18 protein-coding genes and 3 pseudogenes are annotated in these 24,052 nt (G+C 68.9%); 5 read left to right on the top strand and 16 right to left on the bottom strand.

From position 1 onward, the window contains the following. Positions 1-190 precede the first annotated feature (190 nt). The 4 genes from ACZ4YY_RS33910 to ACZ4YY_RS33895 are packed head-to-tail and all read right to left on the bottom strand — an operon-like array spanning position 191 to position 3,776. Entirely contained in the window at positions 191-1,105 is a 915-nt protein-coding gene (locus ACZ4YY_RS33910) for a DUF3732 domain-containing protein (RefSeq protein ID WP_468298815.1), read from the bottom strand. Beyond that, positions 1,048-2,142, bottom strand: coding sequence for a hypothetical protein (locus tag ACZ4YY_RS33905; RefSeq protein ID WP_468298814.1), 1,095 nt, complete (start codon positions 2,140-2,142; stop codon positions 1,048-1,050). Before ACZ4YY_RS33905 ends, ACZ4YY_RS33910 begins: the two co-directional genes overlap by 58 nt. A 21-nt stretch (positions 2,143-2,163) precedes the next feature. Beyond that, on the bottom strand, positions 2,164-2,649 hold the full coding sequence (locus ACZ4YY_RS33900) for a three component ABC system middle component (protein WP_388193457.1): 486 nt from the start codon (positions 2,647-2,649) through the stop codon (positions 2,164-2,166). After that, positions 2,646-3,776 (bottom strand): ABC-three component system protein, encoded by a 1,131-nt coding sequence (locus tag ACZ4YY_RS33895; protein ID WP_468298813.1) that lies wholly within the window; start codon positions 3,774-3,776, stop codon positions 2,646-2,648. Before ACZ4YY_RS33895 ends, ACZ4YY_RS33900 begins: the two co-directional genes overlap by 4 nt. Before the next feature lie 856 nt (positions 3,777-4,632). Between ACZ4YY_RS33895 and ACZ4YY_RS33890 the strand changes: the two genes are divergently transcribed. Continuing rightward, entirely contained in the window at positions 4,633-5,742 is a 1,110-nt protein-coding gene (locus ACZ4YY_RS33890) for a hypothetical protein (RefSeq protein ID WP_468298812.1), read from the top strand. 532 nt (positions 5,743-6,274) lie between these two features. On the opposite strand, the gene ACZ4YY_RS33885 is transcribed toward ACZ4YY_RS33890, so the two are convergent. The 4 genes and pseudogenes from ACZ4YY_RS33885 to ACZ4YY_RS33870 form a co-directional block, all read right to left on the bottom strand. Next, a complete protein-coding gene (locus tag ACZ4YY_RS33885; protein ID WP_468298811.1) occupies positions 6,275-9,031 on the bottom strand; it encodes an RNaseH domain-containing protein in 2,757 nt (918 codons plus the stop codon). Continuing rightward, positions 9,028-12,321 carry a hypothetical protein gene (locus ACZ4YY_RS33880; protein WP_468298810.1) on the bottom strand — a complete coding sequence of 1,098 codons (3,294 nt, stop codon included), beginning with the start codon at positions 12,319-12,321 and terminating at the stop codon, positions 9,028-9,030. The genes ACZ4YY_RS33885 and ACZ4YY_RS33880 overlap by 4 nt, the downstream gene beginning before the upstream one ends. Before the next feature lie 71 nt (positions 12,322-12,392). Beyond that, the gene (locus ACZ4YY_RS33875; RefSeq protein WP_468298809.1) at positions 12,393-13,595 is read right to left on the bottom strand and encodes a restriction endonuclease-related protein; all 1,203 of its coding nucleotides are present in this window, start codon (positions 13,593-13,595) and stop codon (positions 12,393-12,395) included. Between the two features lie 389 nt (positions 13,596-13,984). Next, positions 13,985-14,698: pseudogene (locus ACZ4YY_RS33870) on the bottom strand (IS5 family transposase); the annotation flags it as partial. Between the two features lie 565 nt (positions 14,699-15,263). Between ACZ4YY_RS33870 and ACZ4YY_RS33865 the strand changes: the two are divergent. After that, positions 15,264-15,662 (top strand): hypothetical protein, encoded by a 399-nt coding sequence (locus ACZ4YY_RS33865; protein WP_468298808.1) that lies wholly within the window; start codon positions 15,264-15,266, stop codon positions 15,660-15,662. A gap of 219 nt (positions 15,663-15,881) precedes the next feature. Here ACZ4YY_RS33865 and ACZ4YY_RS33860 read toward each other — a convergent pair. The 6 genes and pseudogenes from ACZ4YY_RS33860 to ACZ4YY_RS33835 all read right to left on the bottom strand — a co-directional run. After that, positions 15,882-16,157 (bottom strand): annotated as a pseudogene (locus tag ACZ4YY_RS33860) (NF041680 family putative transposase); the annotation flags it as partial. Continuing rightward, positions 16,078-16,326, bottom strand: coding sequence for a hypothetical protein (locus ACZ4YY_RS33855; RefSeq protein ID WP_468298807.1), 249 nt, complete (start codon positions 16,324-16,326; stop codon positions 16,078-16,080). The gene ACZ4YY_RS33855 and the pseudogene ACZ4YY_RS33860, both read right to left, overlap by 80 nt. Positions 16,327-16,387: 61 nt before the next feature. Next, the gene (locus ACZ4YY_RS33850; protein ID WP_468298806.1) at positions 16,388-16,861 is read right to left on the bottom strand and encodes a hypothetical protein; all 474 of its coding nucleotides are present in this window, start codon (positions 16,859-16,861) and stop codon (positions 16,388-16,390) included. Beyond that, positions 16,789-17,514 (bottom strand): hypothetical protein, encoded by a 726-nt coding sequence (locus tag ACZ4YY_RS33845; protein WP_468298805.1) that lies wholly within the window; start codon positions 17,512-17,514, stop codon positions 16,789-16,791. Before ACZ4YY_RS33845 ends, ACZ4YY_RS33850 begins: the two co-directional genes overlap by 73 nt. 392 nt (positions 17,515-17,906) lie before the next feature. Continuing rightward, a complete protein-coding gene (locus ACZ4YY_RS33840) occupies positions 17,907-18,875 on the bottom strand; it encodes a TniB family NTP-binding protein (RefSeq protein WP_468298832.1) in 969 nt (322 codons plus the stop codon). Positions 18,876-18,949: 74 nt separating this feature from the next. Continuing rightward, positions 18,950-19,780, bottom strand: coding sequence for a Mu transposase C-terminal domain-containing protein (locus tag ACZ4YY_RS33835; protein WP_468298804.1), 831 nt, complete (start codon positions 19,778-19,780; stop codon positions 18,950-18,952). 117 nt (positions 19,781-19,897) lie between these two features. Between ACZ4YY_RS33835 and ACZ4YY_RS33830 the strand changes: the two genes are divergently transcribed. Continuing rightward, a complete protein-coding gene (locus ACZ4YY_RS33830; RefSeq protein WP_468298803.1) occupies positions 19,898-20,071 on the top strand; it encodes a hypothetical protein in 174 nt (57 codons plus the stop codon). A 695-nt stretch (positions 20,072-20,766) separates the two neighbouring features. On the opposite strand, the gene ACZ4YY_RS33825 is transcribed toward ACZ4YY_RS33830, so the two are convergent. Further along, positions 20,767-20,922 carry a hypothetical protein gene (locus ACZ4YY_RS33825; RefSeq protein WP_468298802.1) on the bottom strand — a complete coding sequence of 52 codons (156 nt, stop codon included), beginning with the start codon at positions 20,920-20,922 and terminating at the stop codon, positions 20,767-20,769. Positions 20,923-22,406: 1,484 nt separating this feature from the next. Between ACZ4YY_RS33825 and ACZ4YY_RS33820 the strand changes: the two genes are divergently transcribed. Further along, entirely contained in the window at positions 22,407-22,652 is a 246-nt protein-coding gene (locus tag ACZ4YY_RS33820; RefSeq protein WP_468298801.1) for a hypothetical protein, read from the top strand. Positions 22,653-22,937: 285 nt separating this feature from the next. Then, positions 22,938-23,030: pseudogene (locus tag ACZ4YY_RS33815) on the top strand (IS5/IS1182 family transposase); the annotation flags it as partial. Positions 23,031-23,045: 15 nt separating this feature from the next. On the opposite strand, the gene ACZ4YY_RS33810 reads toward ACZ4YY_RS33815, so the two are convergent. Continuing rightward, complete coding sequence (locus tag ACZ4YY_RS33810) at positions 23,046-23,711, bottom strand: hypothetical protein (protein ID WP_468298800.1); 666 nt, start codon at positions 23,709-23,711, stop codon at positions 23,046-23,048. Between the last annotated feature and the right edge of the window lie 341 nt (positions 23,712-24,052).

The raw sequence follows: 24,052 nt of genomic DNA, 5'->3' as shown, positions 1-24,052 counted from the left end.
GCGCCGCCGGGCACTGGATCGCCAAGCTGATCGGTGACGAGGACGGCCGCTGGGGCCCGGCCTGCCCAGCCCGGCGGCGATGTCACACCGCGTTGATGGCTGAGCCCCAGCAGCCGGGACTGGCTGCCGGGGCTCGATGCGTGCTGAGGGGGCGGGGCACAACGCAAGCGTTGAGGGCTCGCTGGTGAAGTCAGGTGAGCCAGTGCGGTGGGATGAGCGCGTTGCGTGTGCCGTCCTCGTCGGGCCTCCAGTTGTCGATCACTGCTTCTTGGAACCAGTCGTCCGGGAGATTTGCGTGGTCGCAGACGATGATCTGGAGATCGCCCTGGTTGAGTTCCGAGACGTCATGTAGGAGTCGGAAATATTCGGTGACGGTGGACCAGTCGGCGTCTGGGACGGTGGACGCGTCGCGGGGCTTGGACGGGAAGAACGCCTGCGTGGGCTGGTCCAGCGCGAGGAAGCTAGGGACGGGCCTGTGGTGGCGGCGCAGGTAGGTGTGCAGGGCGAGATGGGCCACGAGGTGGTAGCCGATGTAGTTCTTGGCGCTGCCAACGCGTTCCTGAGGGAGACGGTCCTGGGGCCGCCGGATGACCACGCTGAGTTTCTTGAAGCTGATGCCGGCCTCGTTCGGCTCTTCTGACTGACCAAGCTCGAGCCGACGCGCCCACGGGGTCATTTGAGCCGCGATGTCAGCGAGACGGCGTTCCGTCTCGGCGGGTACGTCGTCGTTGGCTGTGTGCTCTTCGAGAACGCTGACGACTTCTTGTGCGGATGCCAGCGCATTGCGCAGCTGACCGACGTCGTCGGTGGGCCGGCGGTCATGAGCCAGAGATTGTGCGATGCGTCCTTGAAGGTGCGCTGCTCGCAGATGCTGTTCTTGCAGGCGAGCCATGTTCTCATCGCTCGCCATCAGCTCTCTCAGGAGCACGCCGTTGGCCTTGAGTCGCTCGGCCAGGCCATCGCGCTGGACTTGCAGGGCCCGAAGATGCTCTTGGCGGACGGGCTGAACTCCGGCGGCCTGTTCCAGTTCCTCTGAGAGCCGGTTCGTCAGCCTCGAGATGTCCTGGGCTGAAGGGTCCCGGTGTTCAAGGGGCTGGGTGCACATTGGGCAGACGCCGGTGTCGTGATCCCTCTCAGGTCCCAGAAGATCGAGTGTCTTGAGCCGGTCGACCTGGAGTGCAGCTCTCCTGTGAAGTCGAAGCTTCTGCGCTGCCAACGGTCGACGGTGGCCAGGGCGGCATCGAACTCCTGCAGCTGGGCCCGCAGCGTTCGACGTTCCTCATTCAGCTCCTGACGGCGGTCGCCGACGTCGGAACTGATCGGAGCGAGGGGTGGGACGGCGAGCGCCTTTCGGAGCAGGGCCTGCACCGTGTCGGCGTCAGGGGCTGCGGGAACGTCACTGAGAAGCCCCTCACTCTGCGCGAGTCTGAGCAAGGCGATGCCATTGGTGTCCAAGACCTCGCGCTGTCGCAGGGCGGCGTCGAGCTTGCGCTGCGCGGTGCGTACCTCGCGGCGGGCTTCGCCGAGCCGGTATTGCCGAAGGGCCTGTTCAGGGCCAGCAGCGCCGAGGAAGTAGGGCAGGGTGTCTTTAATGGCTTGCGCGATGCCATCCTCGGTCTGACGGTGGAACAGAGTTTTGGAGGCAGCGATCTCGTCCTGGTTTTGGAAGCAGAACAGGGCGCCCTGAGCTACAGAGACGTCGAAGGGGTAGCGGGCAGCACCAGCTGGAGGCTGGAAGCGGAAATCTTCGATTCCGAGGTGCGCGCTGACCTCGCCGCGCAGCGCGGCGGCGTTCGAGTTGACGTGGAGTTCAGCAGCGCTGGGCAGACTGAGCGTCTGGTCTCCGGAGCGCACGAACGCCTCATTTGTGGACTCGCCGGCCGGGCGAGGCCGTGCGAGAACCATCCGGCGCCCGTCACGAAACTCGGCTAGAAGCGCGTACCAGCCGACGGTACGGTCGATGGGGTTGTCGGGCAGCCCGGGCTTGCTACGACCCAAGCAAAAGTCAATGATGGCGAGGACGCCGGATTTCCCGGTTTCGGACTCTCCGGTCAGGATGTTCAGCCGCCCGGGGTGGAACCGCAGGACCCTGGGGGGCTTCCTGTTGTCTTGGTGGTAGAGGGCCAGGGCAAGCAGTTGCATGGCGGTTCTGGGACTCCTTGGTCAGGGACGAACACCAAGAGCGGTGTAGGCGCGATGCGGGTCGGTTGCTGCAAGCCAACGGCCTACCAGAGCCGCAGCGCGCGCACACTCCGCAACCTCTTGTCCGAAGCCAGGGGCCGCCTTGGGCTTGCGCGGACAACGCAGGCCGAGCGGTGTGACTTCCACAGCCTGGTGGCGCATCGCCATACGCAGACTCATTCGTGTGAGGCTGGTCAGCGAGACCGCCCGCTCGGCGAAGGCTGCGTGCTGAAGGGGGTTTTTGTCCGCCCACGCCATGAGTGAGACCGTCGAATTGCCCGGAAGGCTGTTTCGAGCTTTGGCCGGAAGGACGAGCGGCAGGACGAGAAACGCGGACGGCCACGGCATTGGCCGCCCCTTTTTGCTTTGCGCAGCGTAGATGCTGTGGGCCAGCAGGTAGGCGCCGAATGCCGGGTTGAGAAGCGCCTGCGCTTCCGCCGAGCGGTGGAGTGGGGCCGGTGTGGTCACTGGTCCGCGGCCTCGATGTGGTCCTTGCACAGACGGGGGTGGTCGGGGTGCCAGCCCACAGCTCGATCGCTCCCCACGTACTCCGTCCTGTCGCAGAGGTCGTGGATGGATCCGCGACCGATCCAGGGGGCCGTGCTGGTGCCTGGCCGAGCCGACTTATCAGCGACCTTCTCCATCGTCCCGTCCAAGACGTCCTGACCGATGTCCTGCCGAGCGGCCTCGCTGGTCGCATCATCGACGCGGCGGGTACGACGCCGGAAGACGCTCTCCCACTCGTAGTGCAGATCACGCTCGTATGCATCCAGCCCATCCGCGGTGACTTTGAAGCTCCTAAGCCACTCGGAACGCTGAGCCCGCGCGTAGTGGTAGTCGCGTAGATGCATCGCGATCTCGGTGTCGGGGAGACCAATCCACTGCATCTGCGAAACGACCAGCCGGTTCCGGTAGGGGGCCATCTCTGCCTCGGTGAGATTGCGGAGGGTCTCGGTGATTGGCAAGCTCTTGCCGGTGTACCGATCGACGGCTTCATCGCGGCGGCACAGGAGTTCTTCAGCACTGACCGAGGCCAGCATGTAGGTAGGGTCCTTGCGCTCTAGCAGACGCACGGCCACGCGATACCACCAGCCCTTGATCTCGTCTAGCACTGCACCCGCGTGCTCGCTAGGGGTGATCCCCAGCTCCTTGGCGAGACTACGGTCGACGTCTGACATCACTGGTGCACCGTCATCGACCACCATGGCGGTGACGAGCTTGTGCCGTTGCGCTGTCGTGAGCTCCATGAAGAGCGCGCGGTCGTCAGCCGTGGTTCCGGGTCCGTCTGCGTCGGTGGCAACTTCCTCCATGCGCGCCAGAGCCCGACCTACGTTCCGGTCAGGGCCTGAACGCAGGAAGTGGAGGAAGGTCCCCTCTTTGGCAACTTGTGTCGAAACGAGTCGCAGGATGGGTAGCGGGAGGGCTGATTGGTCGGCGCTGACGTTCAGAGAGTCGATCCAAGAGGTGACTGAGCGCCAGAAGTCTTTTCCAGTCTCGCTGAGCTGCCCGGCCGCCTCTCGATACTTGGACTGCAGCAGCTCAACGGGATCCTGCGTCTCGTGGCGCAGGAACTCGATGTCATCGAGAAGTTCCATACGCACTTCAACGGTATTTTCGTCCCAGCTGCGGCGTGCGAGTTCAAGAAGGGCTAGCTCGCATTGATAGAGGTAGCCCATCATCTGGCCCGCGGCCGAATGCGATCGCGCTTGCGCCACGTCCCCCACTACTGGTCGAACCGTGCGGCCGCGTGCCGCAGCAAGGTCCCGGCAAGAGGGAACCTTGCAACAACGTAGCACCGGGCGCACATGCTGGTGGGAGCTATGCAGTTTCCGTCGCCGCCCTCCGCGCCGCCCGCGCCCCGCGTCCCGGCTGTGGGTCTCCCCGGCCGCCCCATTCGACGCCGTCCGCGTAGACGTCGCGCATCTCCAGGTGGACCGCTGACCCGCCGCCTCGGTCGACCAGGAGCACTGGGTTGCGACAAGGTTTGAGCCTGGCTGATTCGCGACCCGGAAGGCCGTCCCCGTATCCGGGCAGATCACCACGCAGTTCGCCGTGGTCGGCCCGCTGACATCCCCGTTGCGGCCGCTCTGCGAGTGGGAGGGCGGGTTGGGCGGCGTGGACGCAACTGGGGATCGGGGCGCGTGCTCAGCCGGTCGCGCGTCGGCCGAGGCTGCCGCGCCCGTGCCACCCGTCAGCCCGTCGAAGCCCGGCGGGAAACGTGGTGGGGGAGTGTTGCACCGTCACGTTGCGGTGGCTTACTGGCCGCAGGGGTCTTCCACGAAACAGACCTGCGTCGGCTACGCCGACTGGATACATTCGAGCGGTGAATGAGATCGCGCGCCGAGATGCGCAGTCGCCTGCCGTAAATGACCTCGAGCGGTTCGAGGAGATGCTCCTCGATCAGCTTGCTGATGTGCAGGCTACGACCTGGCCTACTTCTTCGACATCGCTGTGCCGTCGCATGATCGACGTAAGCACCTGTCGACAGAGGACGACCTGGTCAAGGTCGACGACATTGACCTGCTGAGGGCCGCCCGCGAGATCGGCCTGCTCTCCGCCACCGGGCACGCTCAGATTGACCACATTCGCTACATGCGGAACTACGCCAGCGCGGCCCATCCCAACCAGGTGGAGCTGACAGGCATGCAACTCGCGGCCTGGTTGGAGACATGCGTCCGGCAGGTCATCACACTGCCGTACGACACGGTCACTGCAGAGACCGGCAGGCTTCTGGCCAACATCAAGAAGGATCGGCTTGACCCAAGCGAGGTCAAGAGCACCACCGCGTTCTTCGAGGACCTGCCCAGGGACCGCGCTGACGCACTTGGCGCTGGCCTGTTCGGCCTCTACACCAACACCAGCCGCACACCGATCGTCGCCGACAACGTCCTCATGCTGTGGCCGGAGCTGTGGCCGGAGATCAGCGAAGACGCCCGGCAACGTTTCGGCGTACAGTACGGCCGCTTCCGTGCCAGCGCCGACACTGCCCAGGCCCGCGCCGCCAAGGAGCTCCTTAACCTCGTCGACGGCGGTGCCTACCTGCCGGAACACGAGCGTGCAGCGGAGATGGACGCGGTACTGGACGACCTGCTGGCCGCTCATCATGGGTACAACAACTTCCACACTGAGCCGGCACCCGCACGAGCCCTAACCGCCCTCGCCGGCCAGTACGGCAACATCCCAGAAGCCGTGGAAGGCAAGTACGTCCTCGCCCTCGTCGAAGTCTTCCTCGGTAATGAGTACGGCGTGTCATGGGCTGCCGGCACCAGCTACGACAAACTGCTCGACAAGCTGACCAGCAGCCAAGCTGGGCGCGCCCTGCGTAGTTTCACCGAGCCGGTGATCTCCGCCAAACTCTGGGCTGTCAAGCCGCAGGCACGTTGGGACGTGCTGCTCGACACGATCGAGCCCAAACTGACATCACGGTCAGACCGTGAACTGTTCGAGGCAGTACGTGCCTTCACTGGCACACCGGACAAGTTGCGAAGCGACAGCAAGATCGCCCGACTCACGGAGGCTCCCCGAACTCGGCGAGTCGTACGGCTCCCGAAGAAGAACTGAGCAGGGTGGGTCCAACTCTGCACGTTGGACCCACCTCCTTCGCCTACGCCCAGTCCACGCCCAGTTCCCGCAGCGCGTCTGTCCAGGATCAGTCTCTGTGATCAGTAGGCGGTGGTCTGGCCTGCGCTGATCAGTTTGTGGTGGGGCTGGGATCAGGTGATCGTGATGCCTCTGTACAGACAGTGGCTGTGGGCGCTGATCGTGGGGTGGGGTCTGAGCTGCAGGTTTGTCAGTTTTCTGGTTGGTGATCAGGCCGTGTCATCTGTGCTGTGCAGGGTTCAGGTTCAGTGATCGTTGGTATGTGGTGGTGTCTGGACGAGCCCCTTGTGCCTGGGGTCGGGCATGGCTGGGTGGGCTGCACGCTTGGCTTGAGGAGCCGCTGACGGATGAGCGTGCCCGGGGGCAAGTGAGGGTGGACGGTAGCGGGCCGTTCTGGTGGCACTGTCCGCCTCGACCTCGACCGACGTCTCCTCACCGTCGATCCGGTATGACGGAAGCGCCTCGAGCGCCTCCTCGTCGGAGCGCGCCTTGGTTACAGGCTGGTTGTCTCCTCTTGCGCGGTGTTGCCGTCTTCGGCGGCGTCGGGGGCGTCCTCGGTGCTTTCCGCGGTGCGGCGGTAGTAGGGGTGGGTGGTGTCCATTCTGCGGGCGAGGTGGAGGGGGGTGGGGGTGCTTTGGCGGACGTCGGAGGTGATGCCCTGGTTGGTCAGGACGGCGGCGACGGCTCCGATGAGGTCGCAGTCGGCGTCGGGGCTCTGGGCGATGACGGTGAACCGGGTGGCGGTGTGGGCGTAGCCGTTCTTGCTCTGGCTGGCGCTGTCGAAGCGTGTCTCGTCCTTGCCGAAGCGGCCGGCGGGGCCGGCGGCCCAGGTGCGGGGGACGTTGACGAGCAGGAGGTCGGGGTAGGTGACGGCGCCGTCGTCGGTGGCGAGTTGGAAAAGGCTGTTGGTGGTGTCGGTGGCGCGCCAGTTGCCGTCGCTGGTGCGCATGTGGGCCCCGGTGGGGCGGCCGATGCGTTCCAGGTCGCCGATGACGCGGACGGTGGCCAGGGGTCGCTGGGCGCGGGGGAGGCTGTGGCCGGGCAGCCAGGACGCCGGCCGGGGCATGCCGGGCGGCGGATCCTGACCCAGGGCTTCGTCGGTGAGGCCCGCCCAGATGTACTCGACAGCGTCGCCGTCGACGTAGAGCACCGCGGGGGCTGGTGCGGGGAGTTGGGTGCGGGTGGCGATGAGGGCCTGCTCGACGATGTCCGCGGCGGCGCGGGCCTGGAGTGTCTCGTCCGCAGCAGGGCGGTATCCGCTGACGTCCCAGGCGAGGTCGGCGGCGTGCAGCGCGGTGGTGGCCGGGCTGTGGGGCTGCCACCGCCCGGCCTGCGGGCTGTAGGCCCAGATCTGCCAGGGGTCGTCCTTTCCGCCGGTAGGGCGCATGGCGGTGAGGGTTGCGGTGATCGGTGCCGGTTCGGTGGTGCGGCGCTTGCCGGGTGTGCGGCGCTGGGCGTGGCGGCGGACGTGGATGCCGATGTGCCACCAGTTCTCGAGCGGCAGTTTGCCGAACGCGGCACCGAGGCGGTGGTCGGTGGCGCCGACGCCGCTGAGAATCTCGCGCAGCACGTTCGCGGTCGAGCTGTCGAGGCCGCTCTGGCGGGAGGCGACCTTCTTCGCGCGGTACTTCTCGTTGTAGGGCTTGCCCTCCCGGGTGTGGGTGGGGACCGGCGGCGGGGCCTGCTTGATGTACTGGGAGGTCGCTGCGAGGCGCGCGAGAGCCTGCTTGGAGGGCCACTTGCCGTCCTCGGCCTCGGCCTTCTCGCGGGCTTCGACGCTCGGGTACCAGCGCTCGGGGTCCCAGTCGGTCTCGCAGATCGCCGCGACGAGCGTGTCCTCGCGGATGTAGGGGGCGAGTATCTGCGCCAGATCCCGCTCGCGTTCCGCGCTGGTGCGCGGTCCGTGGCCGAGGGCACCGACCTTGTCGTGGAGGAAAACGACCTCGATACGCCTCCCGACGGCTGATTCGGCGACGCCCTCGACGGCCTTCCAGTCCTCGCCGGGGCCCCACTGGGCGGCGATCGCGGCCTTCACCCGGGCGCGGACCTCGTCGGTGCTCCACAGGACGGGGACGAGGAGTGTGCCCACGCCGGCGGCGTCCAGGGCGGTGGGGATCCGTTCGAGGGGGATCGGTCCGCTGACGCGTGAGCCGCTCTCGGTGGGCGGCACCTTGATGCCGGGGACCTCGATGAACACGGGGCTGCGGTGGCTGTACTTCTCGCACCGGGTGTCGATGGCCTCTTCGAGGCGGCGGAAGAACTCCATGCCGTGTCCGCGGCCCAGGCCCGGGGTTCTGACGCTGGCCGGGGCGACGGCCCAGACCGGCCCCGGAGCGGTGTCGGCCAGGGCGCCGTCGGCGAGGTGCTCGGGGAACGGCGGCACGTTCGCGCTCAGGCGGGGCAGGGCGGCCAGGCGGCGGCTGGCGGCGACCGCAGGGACGTTCAGTCGGCGCTTCCATGGCGGGCCGTCGGTGGCCGCGGCGACGACGAGCGGCTGGTCGGGGTTGGCCAGCAGGACGGTGGCGACACCCTTCCAGGAGGTGGCGAGGAGGGTGGTGGTGGCGTTCACGGTCAGCGCGTGGCGCCGGGAGTGCCCGCTGGCGGCGGTGCCGATGGTGATACGGGGCAGCAGGTGGCGCACGGTGCCCTTGCGGTCGGGTTCGGCGGGCAGTTCGTGGCCGATCGCGGCCAGGCGGCCGTCGGTGCACAGGGCGAAACGGACGGGGGCCCCGTCGTTGCGGGGCCACTCGAGGGCGGCGAGTTCCTCGGCCAGGCGCCAGCGGGCGAGTTCGCCCGGCCACCAGCCGCGCGAGCGCTTGCCGGCGCTCGGCGGCGGGGGCCGGACGGCGGAGCGGGGCTCGGCCCGGGCGAGGAGTTCGGCCAGCTGTTCGCCGATGCGTCGGCCGTCGGGGCCGGGGACCACGGCTTCGGCCCAGTAGCGGAACACGTCGCGCCGGTCCTCGGCGCTGATCGGCGCCGCGCACAGGAGTTCGTAGCAGCCGTCGTTCCACTGCCAGCGCGCCCAGGTGCCCGCCGCCGCGCGCAGGACACACTCCAGCGCCCGGTAGGGCGGCTGCACGTCCAGACCGGTGCCGACGTTGCGCTTGTACTCGCGCGAGAGCTCCATGGCCAGGTCCATGACGGGGGCGTCGGGCCGGTAGGCGATCACCTCGCCCAGGTCGGCGGGAGCGGTGCGGAACTGCAGCAAGCGGGCCTGCTTGCGGGCGACGCTGTCGAGCGGGCGGCTCATGCGTACTCTTTCAGGTAGGCGTCAAAGCCCGCGCGCAGCGCGGGGAGCAGGTGCTGGGCGTGGGCGTACTCGGCGATTTCCTCGATGGTGTGGCCGTAAGAAGCGCCGAGCTGGGCGAGGTCGTCCTGCGGGGACTGCTCGAGCAGCCCGCGGATCAGGGTGGGCAGGTCGGATCCCCAGGTGGGGTCGTGGAAGGCGCCGTCGATGAAGTGGAGCTCGACGTGGGTCTGCCCGCGACGTCCGCGGCCTGCCAGCTGGACGCTCTGCCCGAGGAGGGTGGCGACGAGTTCGTACTTCAGCTCGTCGGGCAGGGCGGAGAAGCGCTTGGGCGCGTTGAGGTTCAGGCGCAGGTGCGCGCCGGCCGTCGCGCGGGCCTGGGCCAGGACGGCGGCGGGGTCATCGCCGGGCACGGTGTCGCGCCAAGCCCGGGCGGCGACACTGGCCGCCAGCACCGCCGGGTCGTCCGCCGGCATGACCGGCCGGACAGCCATGGCGATCAGGGTGATGGCTGACACGGCGACGCCCTCGAACACGGTCAGCACGTTCAAGCCCCGCTCGGTGCGCGGCAGCGGCGAGATGAGCACCTCGCCGTCGAGGTCCGCCAGTTCCGCGAAACGGTCGCGGGTGAGCTGGCCGATCGCGTCGCAGACCGGCGGCAGAGAGGGGTCGGGGGTGTCCGCGACGGCGACGTAGATCCGCAGCCGCCGCCCGAGGGCGAGTGCGGTGTCGTACAGGGTCTGGGCGAACAGGCGGGCCTGCCGGTAGGAGTTGACGGTGATCAGGGCCCGCGCGCGATGCCGGGTGCGCGCATCCGCGGCAAGCCGGTCCAGGTCGCGCACCAAGCCCGGTGCATAGCTGGCGGCCAGTGAGATGACCCGCTGGTCGCGTTCGCGGTAGGGGGTGCTGCCGACGGCCAAGAGCTTCCCGTCGGCGACGGGGCTGCTGTTGAAGATGGTCAGGCCGCCCGAAAGGGTGTCGGGCATCGCCCAGTCTGGGCGGGCGAGCAGGTGGGTGCGTGCCGCGCCCGGCATGAAGCCGGTGGCGGACATGCCCAGGACAGTACGCTGGCGGCCGCTCAGGGCGAGGGAGACGATGCTGCCGAGGAACTGCGTCTCGGTGTGGGGGTCGGCGCGCAGCACCTCCATCTTCAAGCTCGCATGGGCATCTGGATCGTCCAGCCCCTCGAAGCGGAACCCGCCCAGCTGGCGTCCCAGCGGCCCGAACGGGACGACGGTGCCGGCGCCCTGGTGGCCGATCGCGTCGGCGAGCTCGGAGGCCGCGTCGATGCCGTGCCCGGCGAGTTCGCCGGCCCTGTCCGTCAGGTTGAACATCGTGTGGACGATGGCCGTCAGCCACGTCTTCATCATCAGCGCGTGCAAGACGCCCGCGGTGACCTCGGTGCGCGTGGGCGCCCGCACCGGCTCTGGCCGGTCGAGCCCGCGCTGCGCCGGCACCGTGGACTCGGCAGGTGCCCCGTCGTCTCCGCACTCGGTGGCGCAGAAGGCGGGCAGCGCGGCACAGATGATCTCCCGCAGTTCGTCCTTGAGGGGGCCAAGCTGCCACTCCCCGCCCTCGTCGATCGTGAGCATCCGCTCCAGCACGCCCGGGACGGGCAGCAGCCGATCCGGCAGGACGGCGCAGGAAGGGCGGTCGCCCGGCCGGGTGGCCACGCGCGGGAGCAAAGCCTGCAGACAGTCGGCCTGCTCAGCGGTGGCCGCAGCATCAGGGTCCACCCCGATCAGGTTCTCCAGCAGATGCCGGTCCCACTGATGGGGCTGATACCAGCGCTTGCGGTCCTGCAGGACCTGCCGCGTCCGGCGCGGGTCCTGCCCGCGGGCCAGGGCCCGCGCCTGGGCGACCTCGGTGCAGACCTCCTCCCCGGCCACCAGGTCGAGCAGCTGCTCGGCCAGGAACACCGCCCGGGTCAGGGGCCGGCGCACGGCCATCGCCAGCCGCGGCGGCGCCTGGTTCAGGCTGTCGCGAATGCGCCGCAGCACCGTGGTCGGGTGGGAGCGGGACGCGAGCTCCAGCACGCCGCACTCGTCGAACCCCCGCGACTGGTAGGCGTCGACCTCGTCGACGACCACATAGGACGCCAGGCGCAGAAGGAACTCCCGCACGCTGATGCTGTTGCGGACCTCCCCGTCGACCTCCACCGGAACCTTGATCATCCCGGACTGGAAGCAGGCATGGGTGGTCACGATGATCCTGGCCGTCGTCGCGGCCTCGACGTGGGAGAACTTCCCGCAGGACGACACATACGGGCACAGCGCCCGCTCCGGCTGGCCGAAAGCATCCGACGCCATGACCGTGCACGGCTCCCTGCCGGCCTCGAAGGCGTCGCGCCCCTCGAGCTGCGCCTGCGCGGCGCACCCGTAGGCGGAGTTGTTGATGAGGAAGGCGATGCTCGCCGAGGCCTGCGCCAGCGGCACGCCGGTGCCCTCCAGCTTCGCGGCGGAGCGCAGCGCGAAGTTGTACCGGCTGTTGGGGGCGATGAACGGCGTGGCCGTCGCCTCGACGCCCGCCGCCCGCAGCTCCTGCTGCAAGGTGGCGGCCTCGCCGTAGACGTCGCCGTTGTCGCTGACCACCAGCACGGTGGTGCGGCCCAGGCCTGCCTGCTGGATCGCCAGCCCCCGGCCGAAGACGTTCTTGCCTACGCCCGGGGGCGCACTCAGCAGGTGCATCCGGCCCGGCGGCAGGACGACGGGTTCCAGAGGACGGCGTCCGCCACCGATGGTCCCGCGCAGCAGCAGCGCGATCTGCTTCTCGCGGAAGGCCGGGCCCTTCATGTCCTGGTCGGTGTCCCGGCTCTGCCAGCCGAGCTCATCGGCGTCCACCACCAACTCCACCGACGGCGCGGTCACGACCTGAGGCGGCCTGTACACCCCCTGCTCGTCGGGGAAAGCGAGCTGGACCCGCCCACGCGATGTCGGCGCCGACCAGCCCGATCCGCTCGCGACCCGCAGCAGCCGTCGGCGCCTGGCCGGCGCGAGCAGGCGTTCGGCGACGTCCGAAGGGTCCTGCCCGTGAGCAGGCAGCACTTCAAGCGCCCGTCCCCGCTCGCTGTACCCGAGCGCGTAGAGAGCGGGCAGCGGGTCATCCGCGCCCGGGGTATGGAAGACGTCGTAGACGGTCCGCTCGACGTGGTGCAGCAGCGCCTCCCCCCGATGGCGGGTACCCAACAGCGCGCCGAGGCGCTGCTTGTCCGCCTCCGACCACTGTTCCCAACCCGCCACGGCACGCGGCGCGTGCCCGCTCAGCAGGACATGGGCGTCCGCGACACGTACCACCTGCCGCCCATCGCGGAACCGGGCGGGAAGAAGATACTCGGCCAAGGCAAGAGCCCCGGCAAGCGTCCTGCTCACGCCCCCTCCACCTCCGCCACCAGGTCGGCATCGGTCAGCACGCGCGCCCCGCTGCCGCGCACCACCCGGCGCAGCAACGGCAGATATCCCCGCAGGTGCTCAGGCACCACGAAACACAGCTCGCCAGGCCCCTCCGGATCCTCGCGCAGCTTCTGGGCCAGCCCGTACGGGTCGGCCCAAGTCTTGACGTCGACGCGCCACGCCCTGGACCGGCCGGGACGAGTGACATGCAGGTCATAGGCGTCGCCGAACGGCCACAGCCGCACCTCCGCGCCCAAGACGACCAGCCGGTCGCGCAGCTCGACCTCCAGCAAGCCCGGGAGCGTCACCCACAGCCACAGGGCGTAAGGCAACGCCACGTAGCCCTCCACGGGCAGCAACTCCGGCACGGTGCGCAATTCGCCGCACGGGGCCAGGCGCCAGCCCTCCACCGCAGCCGGCTCGGCCCGATACCGGGAGCCCAGCAGGCTGTGGCGCTCGTCCTCACACTCGACGTCCACCACGCCGTTGGGGCGGTAGGTGGCCCGCATCGTCCATCTGCACATCGGACACGCTGCCCACAGGCCGCCGAACTGCCGCGTCGGGGAGATACCGGTGTACGCGCCCAGCTCGACCAACGCGGTGTTCCGGGACAAAGCGCGCCGTGTCAGGACGGGCGTACGGACCATCGCCTCCCGGCCCCGGGTGTACGCCTCGAAACCTGCGCCCCTCAGCGCGCGGAAGACGGCGTGCTGGACGGTCTCGCCGGAGATCCGCGACAGCCCGCTACTCACCGGCAGCATCCCTACCGCCCGCAGCAGGCTGTGCAGATGCCGGATGTCGGCACCAATCCCCGGGGCCTGGTGGCCGTGCTCAGAGGCCTCCACCGCGAGCCGGTGCAGCGCCAAGCTGGGCATGCCGTCGTCATCGAGCAGCCACAGCTTGCCGAGCACTGACCCCTGAGGCCGTCCCGGCAGAAGATCGGCCACCCGGCTTCCACGGAGCCGACGGGTGAACACCTCGTACGACGGTGCCTGCTCAACGACCCCGAACGAGCGCACGTAGCGACCATGGCACTCCATCAGCAGCCGCATCTGCCCCTGTGCCTCGCCCTCACTGCTACTCAAGGCGAGCGCCGCGACCACGCAGGCGTCGAGTGCCGCGCGCTGGTCCTCGTCGAGTTCTTGAACGGCCGCTGCCGTCCCGGCCACCGCCGACACCCCGGTCCTCCCCGCACCGCATCGAGCCCATGCCACGACCTCAACCCCTCTGCCCTGTGGGAGGGCACGGGAGTTCGGGGGCCTTCCCCCGATCCGGTGATCCCGATCCGACGTTCGCGATGCGGGGTCTTCCGGACGGACTCGTGTCCGGCAGTCGCCGAATCGGGACGAGCAGCGTCGCGCCCCCAACGGCGCTCCGCAGACCACGCGGGCATACGGTCGCGGCGCGCGGGATGTGCTGTGTGTACGGGGACACAGGCCTGGCGGAGGTGGTCGCCGCCGTCTACCTGTACATCGACCGCGACGTCCTCGCCCGGCAGGTTGCCCGTGAGGATGCCTAGTGTTGCTCTCTGGCCACGTGCCTGTACGGCTGGGACGCGACGGCGCAGGCCGCCACGAGAGGCGCGTTTCTTACGGTTCCGCGCCTGGTCGGCCTTGTCCGGGATGGTGCAGCGAATGCCGCACCGCCGCAGGTAGGCGCGGTTTTTGCTGGAGGCATACGCCTTGTCGGCGCGCACGCGGGTGGGCCGGGTGCGGGGCCTGCCCGGCCCGAGCCGCGGCACTCGGACGCGGCTCAGGACAGCCTCGAACTGTGGGGAGTCACCCCGCTGCCCGGCCGTGATCACGATCGACATGGGCTTCTGCCGCTGTTCAACGGCCAGATGCAGCTTGGTGGTGAGGCCGCCGCGCGAGCGTCCGAGTCCGTGGTCGTCCGGCTCGACAGTGTGGCCACCAGGCGGCTCCTTTTGCAGGTGCCCCCTGTTCCTTGCTCCCGCGGCGTGCTGGTGTGCCCGCACGACGGTGGAGTCGACGTTGAGGTCCCAGGTGATCAGGTCTTTCGCGTCGGCCCGTGCCTGAAGGGTGGCGAAGACCCGATGCCAGATGCCGTCCCGCTGCCAGCGGCGGAACAGGTCGTATACCCGGCCCCAGGGTCCGTACTCGGAGGGCATATCCCGCCATGGGACACCGGTGCGGACCCGGAACCGTATGCCGTCGATCAGTTGTCGCCGGGCCCATGTCGGCGGGCGGCCGGACTTTTTGCCCTTCGGTAACAACGGCTCCAGCACCGCCCATTGCTCGTCCGTCAGATCTTCACGTGCCACGAATCAGGATCATGTCGCGCTCAAGATCCACTTCCGATATACGCCCTCTAGCCGACTCTCCAGGCTTCACCCAGCACCCCGCCCGGTGGTCCCGCTGGGCATCTTCTGCCAACGTCGGAAGTAGCGGGGCGACACCAAAGGCCCAGGGGCATCTGGCTCGGGATTGTCAAGCTGACGAGCTCACCGGTGGCGCAGTCGCAGATCATGGCAGGACCTCCAGCACGGTCGAGCATCGCGAACCACGTCAGTGTGCCGGGCTTCCCTGGCCTTCTGCTCTCAACCCCAACAAGGCAGTTGACGGACCGAGTTGGGAAATGATCAGCTGCCGAGGCGTTGTCGCGGATCGTTACAGGAACCGCTGCGCGGCGGCAACGGTGCACGCACCCCTGCGGCGGGATACCACCCCCCGCGCGACTGACGGGAAGAGGACATGCGATTGCGGCGAATGGTCGCTGTTGGCGCAGCAGTCGTTGCTCTGGCGACGGGCAGTGCCTGCCAGAGCGACAGCTCACCGAGCGATTCGACTTCACCGACCACCGGAAGCGGTGGTGAGACGACTTCGGCTTTGCCGAGCGCGGGCACGATGGCGGACATCGAGGCGTTCGTCGGCCAGCGGACCACCTGCGAGAAACTCCACCTGGAAGCTGAGGACCCTGACGAGGAGTCGGTCGGCAAGGACTGGGGCGTCAAGGAACGCGCGGTCTGCTACGACGCGGACGGCGACGGGATCACGCTTCTGTTTATCGACAACATGAAGCAGTTCCAGACCAAAGCCAAGGAGCACGGCGGCGGCTACCTCGTCGGGCAGGACTTCGCCCTGGACGCCTCATTGCAGGTGCGCCCCGAGTTCCAGGGATCTGGCCTGCTCTACCTCAACTGCGACCCCGACAACCCGATCCCGAGCGGCTACAAGAAGGAGGACGCTCTCGTGGCCGGATGCCAGCTGACGGATCGCATCTCCTAGGTCCCATGTCGAAAGTGGCTGCCTGCTGGCCGACGCCTGGCACGCCTCCCCATTGCCTTGAGGGCGCGGGAGATGCCCCCACCTCGCCGCACCGGGCGAAAGCCCAAGTACATCCAGTACGAGGGCTTCCGCTGGCACGCCGAGAATACGCACCAGACGCCGCCCGGCCCGCCCTTCGGGCGGGCGACGCCACTTTCGATACAGGCCCTAGCTTGATCTTTAACCTGTGCGGCGGGGTCGTGGGGTCGTTGACTTCTGCGTTCGCTGTTTCCCAGCACCTGGTTTGCGGACTGTGTGCACGTCGTGACGCGGGGCGGGCCGGGTGTTCTTGCGACCGGGTGGTCGTCCCGGGCCGGGGCGGGAGGGTTTCGGTGCTTGGGCGGGGCAGGCCACCTGCGGGCGCAGGTGCCGAAAGTCACGGCGGACGCGAGCCGGAGTGAGCCTGTCCGGCGGGCTCGGCTTCTCCCACGGCCGACGCAGGTCGGCCTCCGCCGGGGCAGACGACCTGCCGCTGGTCCCAGTCGATGGTGAAGTGGGTGTTGTCGAAGACGTCTCCGGTCGCCTGTCCCTTCACGGTGGTGGACTTGACCGGGCCGACCAGCTCGATGTCGTGATCGCGGCGGGCGTGGTGGATCTGTTCGGCGTCGATGTATCCGGCGTCCACCAGGTGCTCGTCCGGCCGAGAAGGTCCCGTTCGGCTGGGTCACGGCGGACGCCGCCTACGGCTATAGCACCTTGTACCGTTCCATCGCCGCGAGGAACTCGGCATCCGACAGGTCCTTGGTGACACCGAGATCGGCGAGGGTGTCGACGTAGGCGTTCTTCAATCGGTCGTGCCACGGGTCCAGGTAGGCGCCGGTCTCGCGCCGCAGGTAAGCCTCCAATGGCTGGACGTTGTAGCCGAGTTCCTGGGCGTAGGCGACGGTGTGCGTCTGGTACCAGGCAGGTCCCGTCGGCCGGGTGCCGTCCGGAGTGAACGGCGAGGGCAGACGCGGGTCCACCTCGACGTGGGACAGATCGACCAGCCAGGAGCCGGGAATCTTGGGGTTGAACGTCGGAGCGTGGAAGTGGTCGGGCTCCGACAGCCCGACGACCAGGCGAGCTGCGGCGGCGAGGAAGGCGGTGTTCAGATCCAGGCCGACCGCGTACGGCAGCGTGCACTCCTCATCCGTGTCAGCAGGCCGACGTCGCGCACCCACTGGTACGCCTCCTCGTTCAGGAACCCGCCGCTCCAGCCGCTGTCGACGACGACGGGGTGCTCCGGGGTGGCCTCCGGCGGCGCCTGGTCCATCGGCTCCGTGCCCAGCGAGCCGGGGTTGTGGCCGGGCACCCAGTTCCCGGTCTGCGGGTCCTGCACCGCGCGGGTGGGCGGGCGCAGCGCCGTCATCAGCTCAAGCCCGGACACGGCCGTGGAACCGCGCGGGGTGATGACCCGCTGGGCATACACGCCCAAGACGCGGGCGATGTTGGCCGGCTCCATGTCCGCAACGCCGGGCCATGACCGCTCGTCGAGGGCGTCCCACGACAGGACCGCGAGCGGCATGCACTGCCGCTCCCGCCCCTGGACCTTGCGGTAGATCCTTGCCCACGGGCTGAACCCGCGCTGGATGAGCCGCCACTTCGCTTTCACCACCTGCTTGACCACCGGATGATCCTCCGGCAGCCGAAGGGACCGGCGCTGCTCATGACCCTCGAGGCGCTCGGGCAGTCCGAGCTTCACGGCGGCTGCCGCGGTGAGCACGATCAGCGGGTCGCTGTCCTTTCCGTTGCGGTGCAGGCGCGGCGCACCGAGTCCGGGGCAGTCGAGCACGATGCCGCCCGTGCCGTACGCGCAGCCGTCACCATCCAGCACGGCGAGCGGACCGTGCGGGAAACGCGGATCGGCTGCGGGCTGCGCCGCCTTCTTCGCGGCCGGACGGCGCTATGCCGCGGCCGGCCGGGCAGGGGGACGTGCAGACCCCGCTGCTGGGGCGGGGGGAGTGTGCAGGGCGTGTGTCGTCTCCCCCGCGGACTGACGCTCGAGGGAGGGCTTGTTGGTGTACGGGGTGGTGGCTGGCTTGGTGTGTTGCTGGTTTGTTGAGAGGGCGTGTGACTGGTTCAGGCGGGGAGGTCGGGGTGTGTGAGCTGGGGTTGTGTGTTGTGTGTTGAGCCTGACCTGGTTCGTCGTAGGTAGTTCTAGCGTGTGAAGGCTCGGTTGGTGTTTGTGCTGGTCAGGGCTGTTTTGCCTGGTCGGTGGGTGGGGGGTTAGCGGTTGCGGGTGGGGCGGTTGTGTTGTTCGGCGAGGTGGTCGAGGCGGATGGTGTCGAGTGAGGCTTTGGTGATGCGTTCGGTGCCGTCGTGGATGGCGGTGATGGCGGTGATGGCGGCTTGGCGGATGAGGCGGGTGAGGGATCCGATGCGGCCGGCGGTGCGCTGGTGGAGGTAGGGGGCGTGGCGGGGGAGGGTGCCGGGTTTGTGGTGGGTGAGGTCGAGGGCGTTTTCGAGGTCGGTGATGACGTCGGTGAAGGGGCGGGTCTGTCCGTGGCGGGCGGGGAGGGGGCCGCAGGTGATGAGGGTGGCGCGTCCGGCGATCTGGGCGCCGCGGGTGCCGCTGAACAGGGGTGTGTCGGTGACGTTGATGCCGGCGTACACGAAGGTCGCGGGGAGGCGTTCGGTGAGGTCTTTGAGCAGGTCGGCGGCCTGGGCGCCGGTGGTGGTGCGGGGGTTGAGGCGGTGGATTTCGTCGATGAGGACGAGTTGGACGCCCGCTTGGGTGTAGGTGTGGCAGACGGCGTCGGTGATCTGGGTCTGGGTCATGCGGGTGGTGGTGGGGATGCCGAGGTAGCGGGCGAATTCGGTGATGAGGGTTTTCGCGGTGGCGCCGGGCGGGACGAGGACGTACGCCACGGGTGCCGTGGAGTGGGCTGATCCGGGCGGGGGCGGTTTTTTGCGGGTGTGGGCGAGGTGGCAGGTGCGGCCGACGTTGAGCAGGGCTGTGGTTTTGCCGGCTGCGGCGGGTCCGGTGACGATGAGGGAGGGCCGTGCGGTGGTCTGCTGGTGGCGGCCGAGGATCATCAGGGTGCGGACCTGGGTGGCGAGCTGGCTGATGGCGGGGGTGCGGATGGTGACGAACGCGGAGTGGTAGGCGAGGCGTTCGTCGGTGCTGCGGGGCGGGTCGCCGGGCTGGGGCGGGTCGGTGGTGGCGAAGCGGTGCCAGCCCTGCCAGGTGGTCAGGGGCCAGGGAAGCTCAGCCGGATCACTGTTGCCGGCGCCGACTGGTGTGCTGCCCGCGCTCTGCGGGTTCGGGTTCACCATTTGTCGGCTTCCTCGTGTGCGTCGTAGAGCCCGAATCCGGCGGCCGCGGCGGGGCGGGTGTCGTTCTCGGGGAGGTCGTCGAGGTCGTCGATGCTGTCGTCCTCGCCGTGCTGCGCCGGCTCGCCGGTGGCGGGGCCGGTGCCGTATTGCGGGGGCTGTGCGGCGGGGACCGGCGTTGTGGTGGCGCGGGCGAGGAGGGCTTGTTCGGTTCTGGTGGCGTGGCCGCTGTGGACGCGGCGCATGAGCTGGTCGAGGGCGTCGGCCAGGCCGGCCTCGTGTCGCTGGCTGTCGTCGTGGTTGTGGTGGTGGGCGTGGGTGCGGATGTGCTGCCAGGTGTGGTCGTTGAACGGCTGGTGGACGTGGTCGCGGTGGATCCAGGGGATCTCGGTCAGCTCGCCGTCGTGCAGACGCACCCAGATCTGGCGGACATCGTGGGGGTTGTAGTGGATCTCCCATTTCCCGCCGCGGCCGCCGACGGGGGAGGCCTGGCCGCGGTACGGGGCGAGGAGATCGTGGTCGTAGGTGCGGTGGTGGATGGTGATGCCGGCGGGGGTGATGGCCTGCCAGCGCACGGGCAGCAGTTCGAGGTAGTCGCGGCCGGTGAGCGGGACGGGGATGTGTCCGGCGACGGCGACGAGCGCGGCCCACATCTGGTTCGGGGTGAGCGCCTTGCGGGGCATCAGCGGGTGGCGCAGGCCTTCGTGGGGCCGGTGGTGGTAGTGCACCAGCCACTCATCGAGCAGGTCCTGCAGCTGGGCGACGCTGTAGCAGGCGTCTTTCTCGGTGTCGGGGGAGCCGGGTTGCCGGGCTAACCCCCGGACCAAAGATCCTGGCGCCGCCCCAGCCGGGAGCCCGTGGTGACAGCGCCGGAACGATCACCGTGTTTCCGCGCCGAACCTGCTTCCGAGATTCCATCTCCGAACCCGAAGGGGGACCTGTCCGTGTCCACGCTCGCTCTGCTCGTCCTGCTGCTCCTGGCCGTCGTCGTGGTGGTCCTCGCGGCCGGCGCCGCGTACGTCGTCCATCGCCACCCGTCCTGGGGCCAGCCGCTCGCCGCCGCGTTCGGCGCGGTCACGGTCATGGCCGCGCTGGTCGGCGCGATCCTCGCCCGGTGAGCCGCACGGCCGTTGCCCCTGAGTGTTCACGGCTAGTAGCGGCGAGGCGAGGCGAGGCGAGGCGACGCGGCGCAAGGTGCACGCAAAACCCCTTGATCACAGGCCGGTCAAGGGGGGTCTCACCTCGCGCCACCTCGCCTCGCCGCAACCGTCCGTCACATCTGTGGGAGGGGAGTGGGCGGGGCGCGGGGAGCGCCTCGGGGATCAAGCGGCCGGCCGCTGTGCTCGTGCGCGTCGGCGGGGCCGGGCGCGGACTGGGGCAAGGTATCCGCACAGCATTTGCATGGACCGTAGAGGAGCAACCCGGGCTGTCGTATGGCCTGTTGCATGGGTCGGGCGAAGGAAGCGGACGGATGCGGGGAGTGCTTGGGGGGTCGGGCGGCCCGGAGCTGCTCGCGCGTCGGCGGCGCCTCCGCGCGGTGTACCCGACGCCTGGCGTCATGTAGCTACACGTGCAGCAGGGCTGGGGTGCAACGCTGGGTTGCAAGGCTGGGGTGCAACGTTGCACGTTGACCCCGTACGATCGAAGCGCGGATGACGCGTAAAGCTTGGCGAAGAGGGCCCCATCCCGGGCGGCATCCCAGGTCAGGGCCCTCTCCATCCGTGACACAGCTAGTGGGCCCGGCCGTCCTCAGTTCGGGTGGGCCCACTGCTGGACCCTCCGTGGTGTACGCCCGGGATCACGCGCTTCCCGCTTACGAGAAGAAGTGCTGTACCACGAGGTTGGCGACGCCCGCCGCCACTGGTGACCAGTCGATCAGAAGCTGCCTGATGAGGCGGCGCCGTTCCTGACGCTGCTCGGCAGTGTCCTGCTCCTTGTCACCGTCTGAAGCGGCCGTCTGTCCTTCCATGTGATCCTCCGTGGCATCTGGAGACAGCCCGGCTGGGCTTGCCGGGCTCTTCACCACCGATTGGTGAAGCGCTGGGCAGATGCCGTGGAGGAACGGGACCAAGCATAGGGCCGCATCCCGCGCCCCGAGGCCCGGGGACCACAACTTCTGGGCGCTTGTGTCCTCTTACCTGCGGTGATGTCTCACATCTGGCAGGGAGGCCTAGCTCATCGGCCGGGTTCTCGGACGCTGTGTACGGTCCTCGCGGCCCTGATCGACGGCGAGTTGCCGGAGCTATTGAGTCTGCCGTGACGAGGGTTGGGAGTTCATGCACTGCCCCTTCTGCAGACTGCGCACCACCGAAGCCGGCGGTCCGCCGGGATCCGTTCAGCGCCTGCTGCTCGGCGGACGACCGGCGGACTGCCCGGCGGGCTCTCGCGGCGGTCACCCCTGCACCGGAGCGCGCGGTCCGATGCCCGCCCCGGCCGTGGCCCCGGCCGGGCCCGAGATGGCACCTGCCGGCCACAACGGCGACCAGGAGCAAGGCGAGCGGCGGCGCTGGTGGTCTCGCCGCGGCTGACCACCGGGCACAGTACGGGCGCGGCAACCTCGAAGGCGAGTGCGCGCGTGCCTCGACTGGGGCACGCGGGTGGATGTGCAGAAAGGGGGAGCTGGTGGCCTCCCCCTCTGCTGGCGGGGCGTGCGCCAACACGCATTCCGCAAGAACGCTCAAGATCACGGAAGGGGGGTTCACACCTGCGGTCCCACCTCCGGTGCAACCGTGGGCGCACCTGTGCAGACAACGGTGCAGACAACCCTGGGTGCAACCCTCTGCCGACCCCGCCTTCGAAGCCCGTGAGCTTCTCCGGCCTCCTGGACGGGGTGTCCCAGAGAAGTAGTCGGCGGCGCCGCAGCCGCGAGGGACGGCCAAGACAGCAGGTCAGCGCCATTGACTGACTAAGCCCGGCCGTCTGTATGAGGCGCCCTGCACGAAGTCTTGTGCGACGCCTTGGGAAGCGCCCTGCATGGCGCCCTGGCCTCGGGCAAGCCTCCGGCCCCGCCCGGCAAGCCGAAACAACCGCGCGGCAAGCCCTGTCGGACCCTCGGCAAGCCACCCGTGCCGGACGGCTTGTCGACATGAGCGGACGAGCCCAACCGGCACCACAGCCGGTGACTTGCACCACACGCAGTGGCTCAAGCGTTCGCGCGCTGCCGCCCCAGAACCATCAGCCGTACCAGTCCGCGAAGCCCCATTCAATACCCGAGACCGCCTATTTGCCCAGGTCAGAGCTATTGAATGGGGCCTTCTTGATGGTCATGGTGACCATGGTTGCGGAGCTAAGTCCCGCCTCCCGCACAGTGCATGACGCCGCGACGGGAAACCCCTGCGCTCCAGAACCAGGGCCCGCCCGCCGCTGTCCCGGGGACCTGCCCGAGACACAAGCGGTGAAAGCACTTCACGCTCCGCCCGACCGCACGCCCACGACCACTGGAGGATCCGTCCCATGTCCGCCTCGACCAGCACCGACTCCAGCCCCATGCCCCCGGCCGATACCGCGCTCGTCGCCGCCGTCATCGTCCTCGGCGTCCTGTTCCTCGTTGCCATGAGCCTGTTCGCCGCGTACGTGGCCTGGCAGCACCCCGGCGCCGCCGCGCCCATCGGCGTCGCCGCCGGCCTCCTCAGCGCCATCGGCACCGTCGCCGCCGCCGTGATCGCCCTGCTCGTCGCGCTGCGCCGTCGGCAGCGTTGACCAGGGGCGTCGTCACCGCCCGTGGTGGTAGCGACCGTGGTCAAGGAGATTCGCCGCCCGCACGGCCCCTTGTCCGCTACGGCTGGTAGCGGACAAGGGGCCGTGCGGGCGGCATTCAGCCCGCGTCCACCCGTACGCGGGCCAGGGCCACTCCTTTGGGGAGGTGAGTGCCGACATCACTTCCGGGCGCGCCCCCACCAGCGGGCGGGGAGCGCATTCCGTCCCGAGGATGTCGTGCACCCTGTGCCCCGGCACAGGGTGCGTGGCGAAGGCCGGTCGTAGGGGCGCGGTCTGGCTACACGGATCGACAAGCGTGCGATCGCTTATCAGGCCGCGCTCCACCTCGCCGCCGTCCTCATCTGGACGACACGACGCCGCCCGGGGTGTCGGGATCTAGTGGGTTGTGCGCTTGGGGGCCTTGGTCTTGCGGAAGGCCTCCATCCAGGGCTTGAGGGCGGTGCTGGTGCCCTGCTTGACCCACTCCTCCTTGAGGTGTGAGGAGCAGACCGGGTAGTCGCCGTGCCAGTTCCAGAAGCCGCGCTCTTTGTACACGTCGAACCGGTACTGCTTGTAGATCATGCCCGCCCGAACCCGGTACTGGGCCGGCTTGGGCAGCTCGATCTCGGTCCTGTCGGTGATGGTCCGAGTCCAGTTGACCTCGAACCCCAGACCGGCGCTGACCTGCTCGTAGGTCGCGCCGAAGGTGGCGCTGACCTTGCTGGAGACTTCGAGCTTGTACTCGAAGATCTTCTTTCCCGGGCCGGGAATGCTGGCCTGGGCGCCGGGGGTGTCGGGCCATTCGTAGACGGTCTTGACGAACTTCTTGTTCCTGATCTGTACCGCGCCGGTCCAGCAGGGGTTGCTGGCCTTGGACTTCTTCGCCGTTGTGGCGGCACCGGCCGGCGCGACGATGTCGGTCGAGTGTGCGGGCGGCGCGTCGTCGTCGTTGAACAGGTTGGTGGGGCCGACGGCGAGCCCGCCGGCCAGCAGGCCGGTGGCGACGGCGGCCACGGTGGCGATCGCCACCGTGCGGCTCTTTCGGTCTCGTGTGATGTGCACGGTGAAGCTCCCTTGGTGAGCGGATGCAGTGGAGTGGCACGGCGTCAGCGGCGGGACGGGCGTGACGTGGGCCCGGCGGCCTGGTGCTGATCGCTTTGCTGGGCCGCCTCGAGGAGGCGGCGAGGTGCGGCCCGGCAGCGCGTGGTGGCGCCCTATGACTGGGGGCGCCATCTGGCGGGTGCGGGGCGGTGAAAGAAGCGTCGCGGAGCGGTTGAAGGCCGGGCAACGGTTACGGCGGCTGGGACAGTCCGGCCTTGTCCGTGCAGGTCAGATGAGGTGTCCGCTTCTCCTTCGCGTACTGCCGAGAGGGGTTTTCCAGGAGCGGACGCACCCGGACTGTC

Source organism: Streptomyces sp. NPDC030143 (assembly GCF_055573695.1).
Note: the sequence above shows the minus strand (reverse complement) of the source record. Positions and strands in the feature narration are given on the sequence as shown.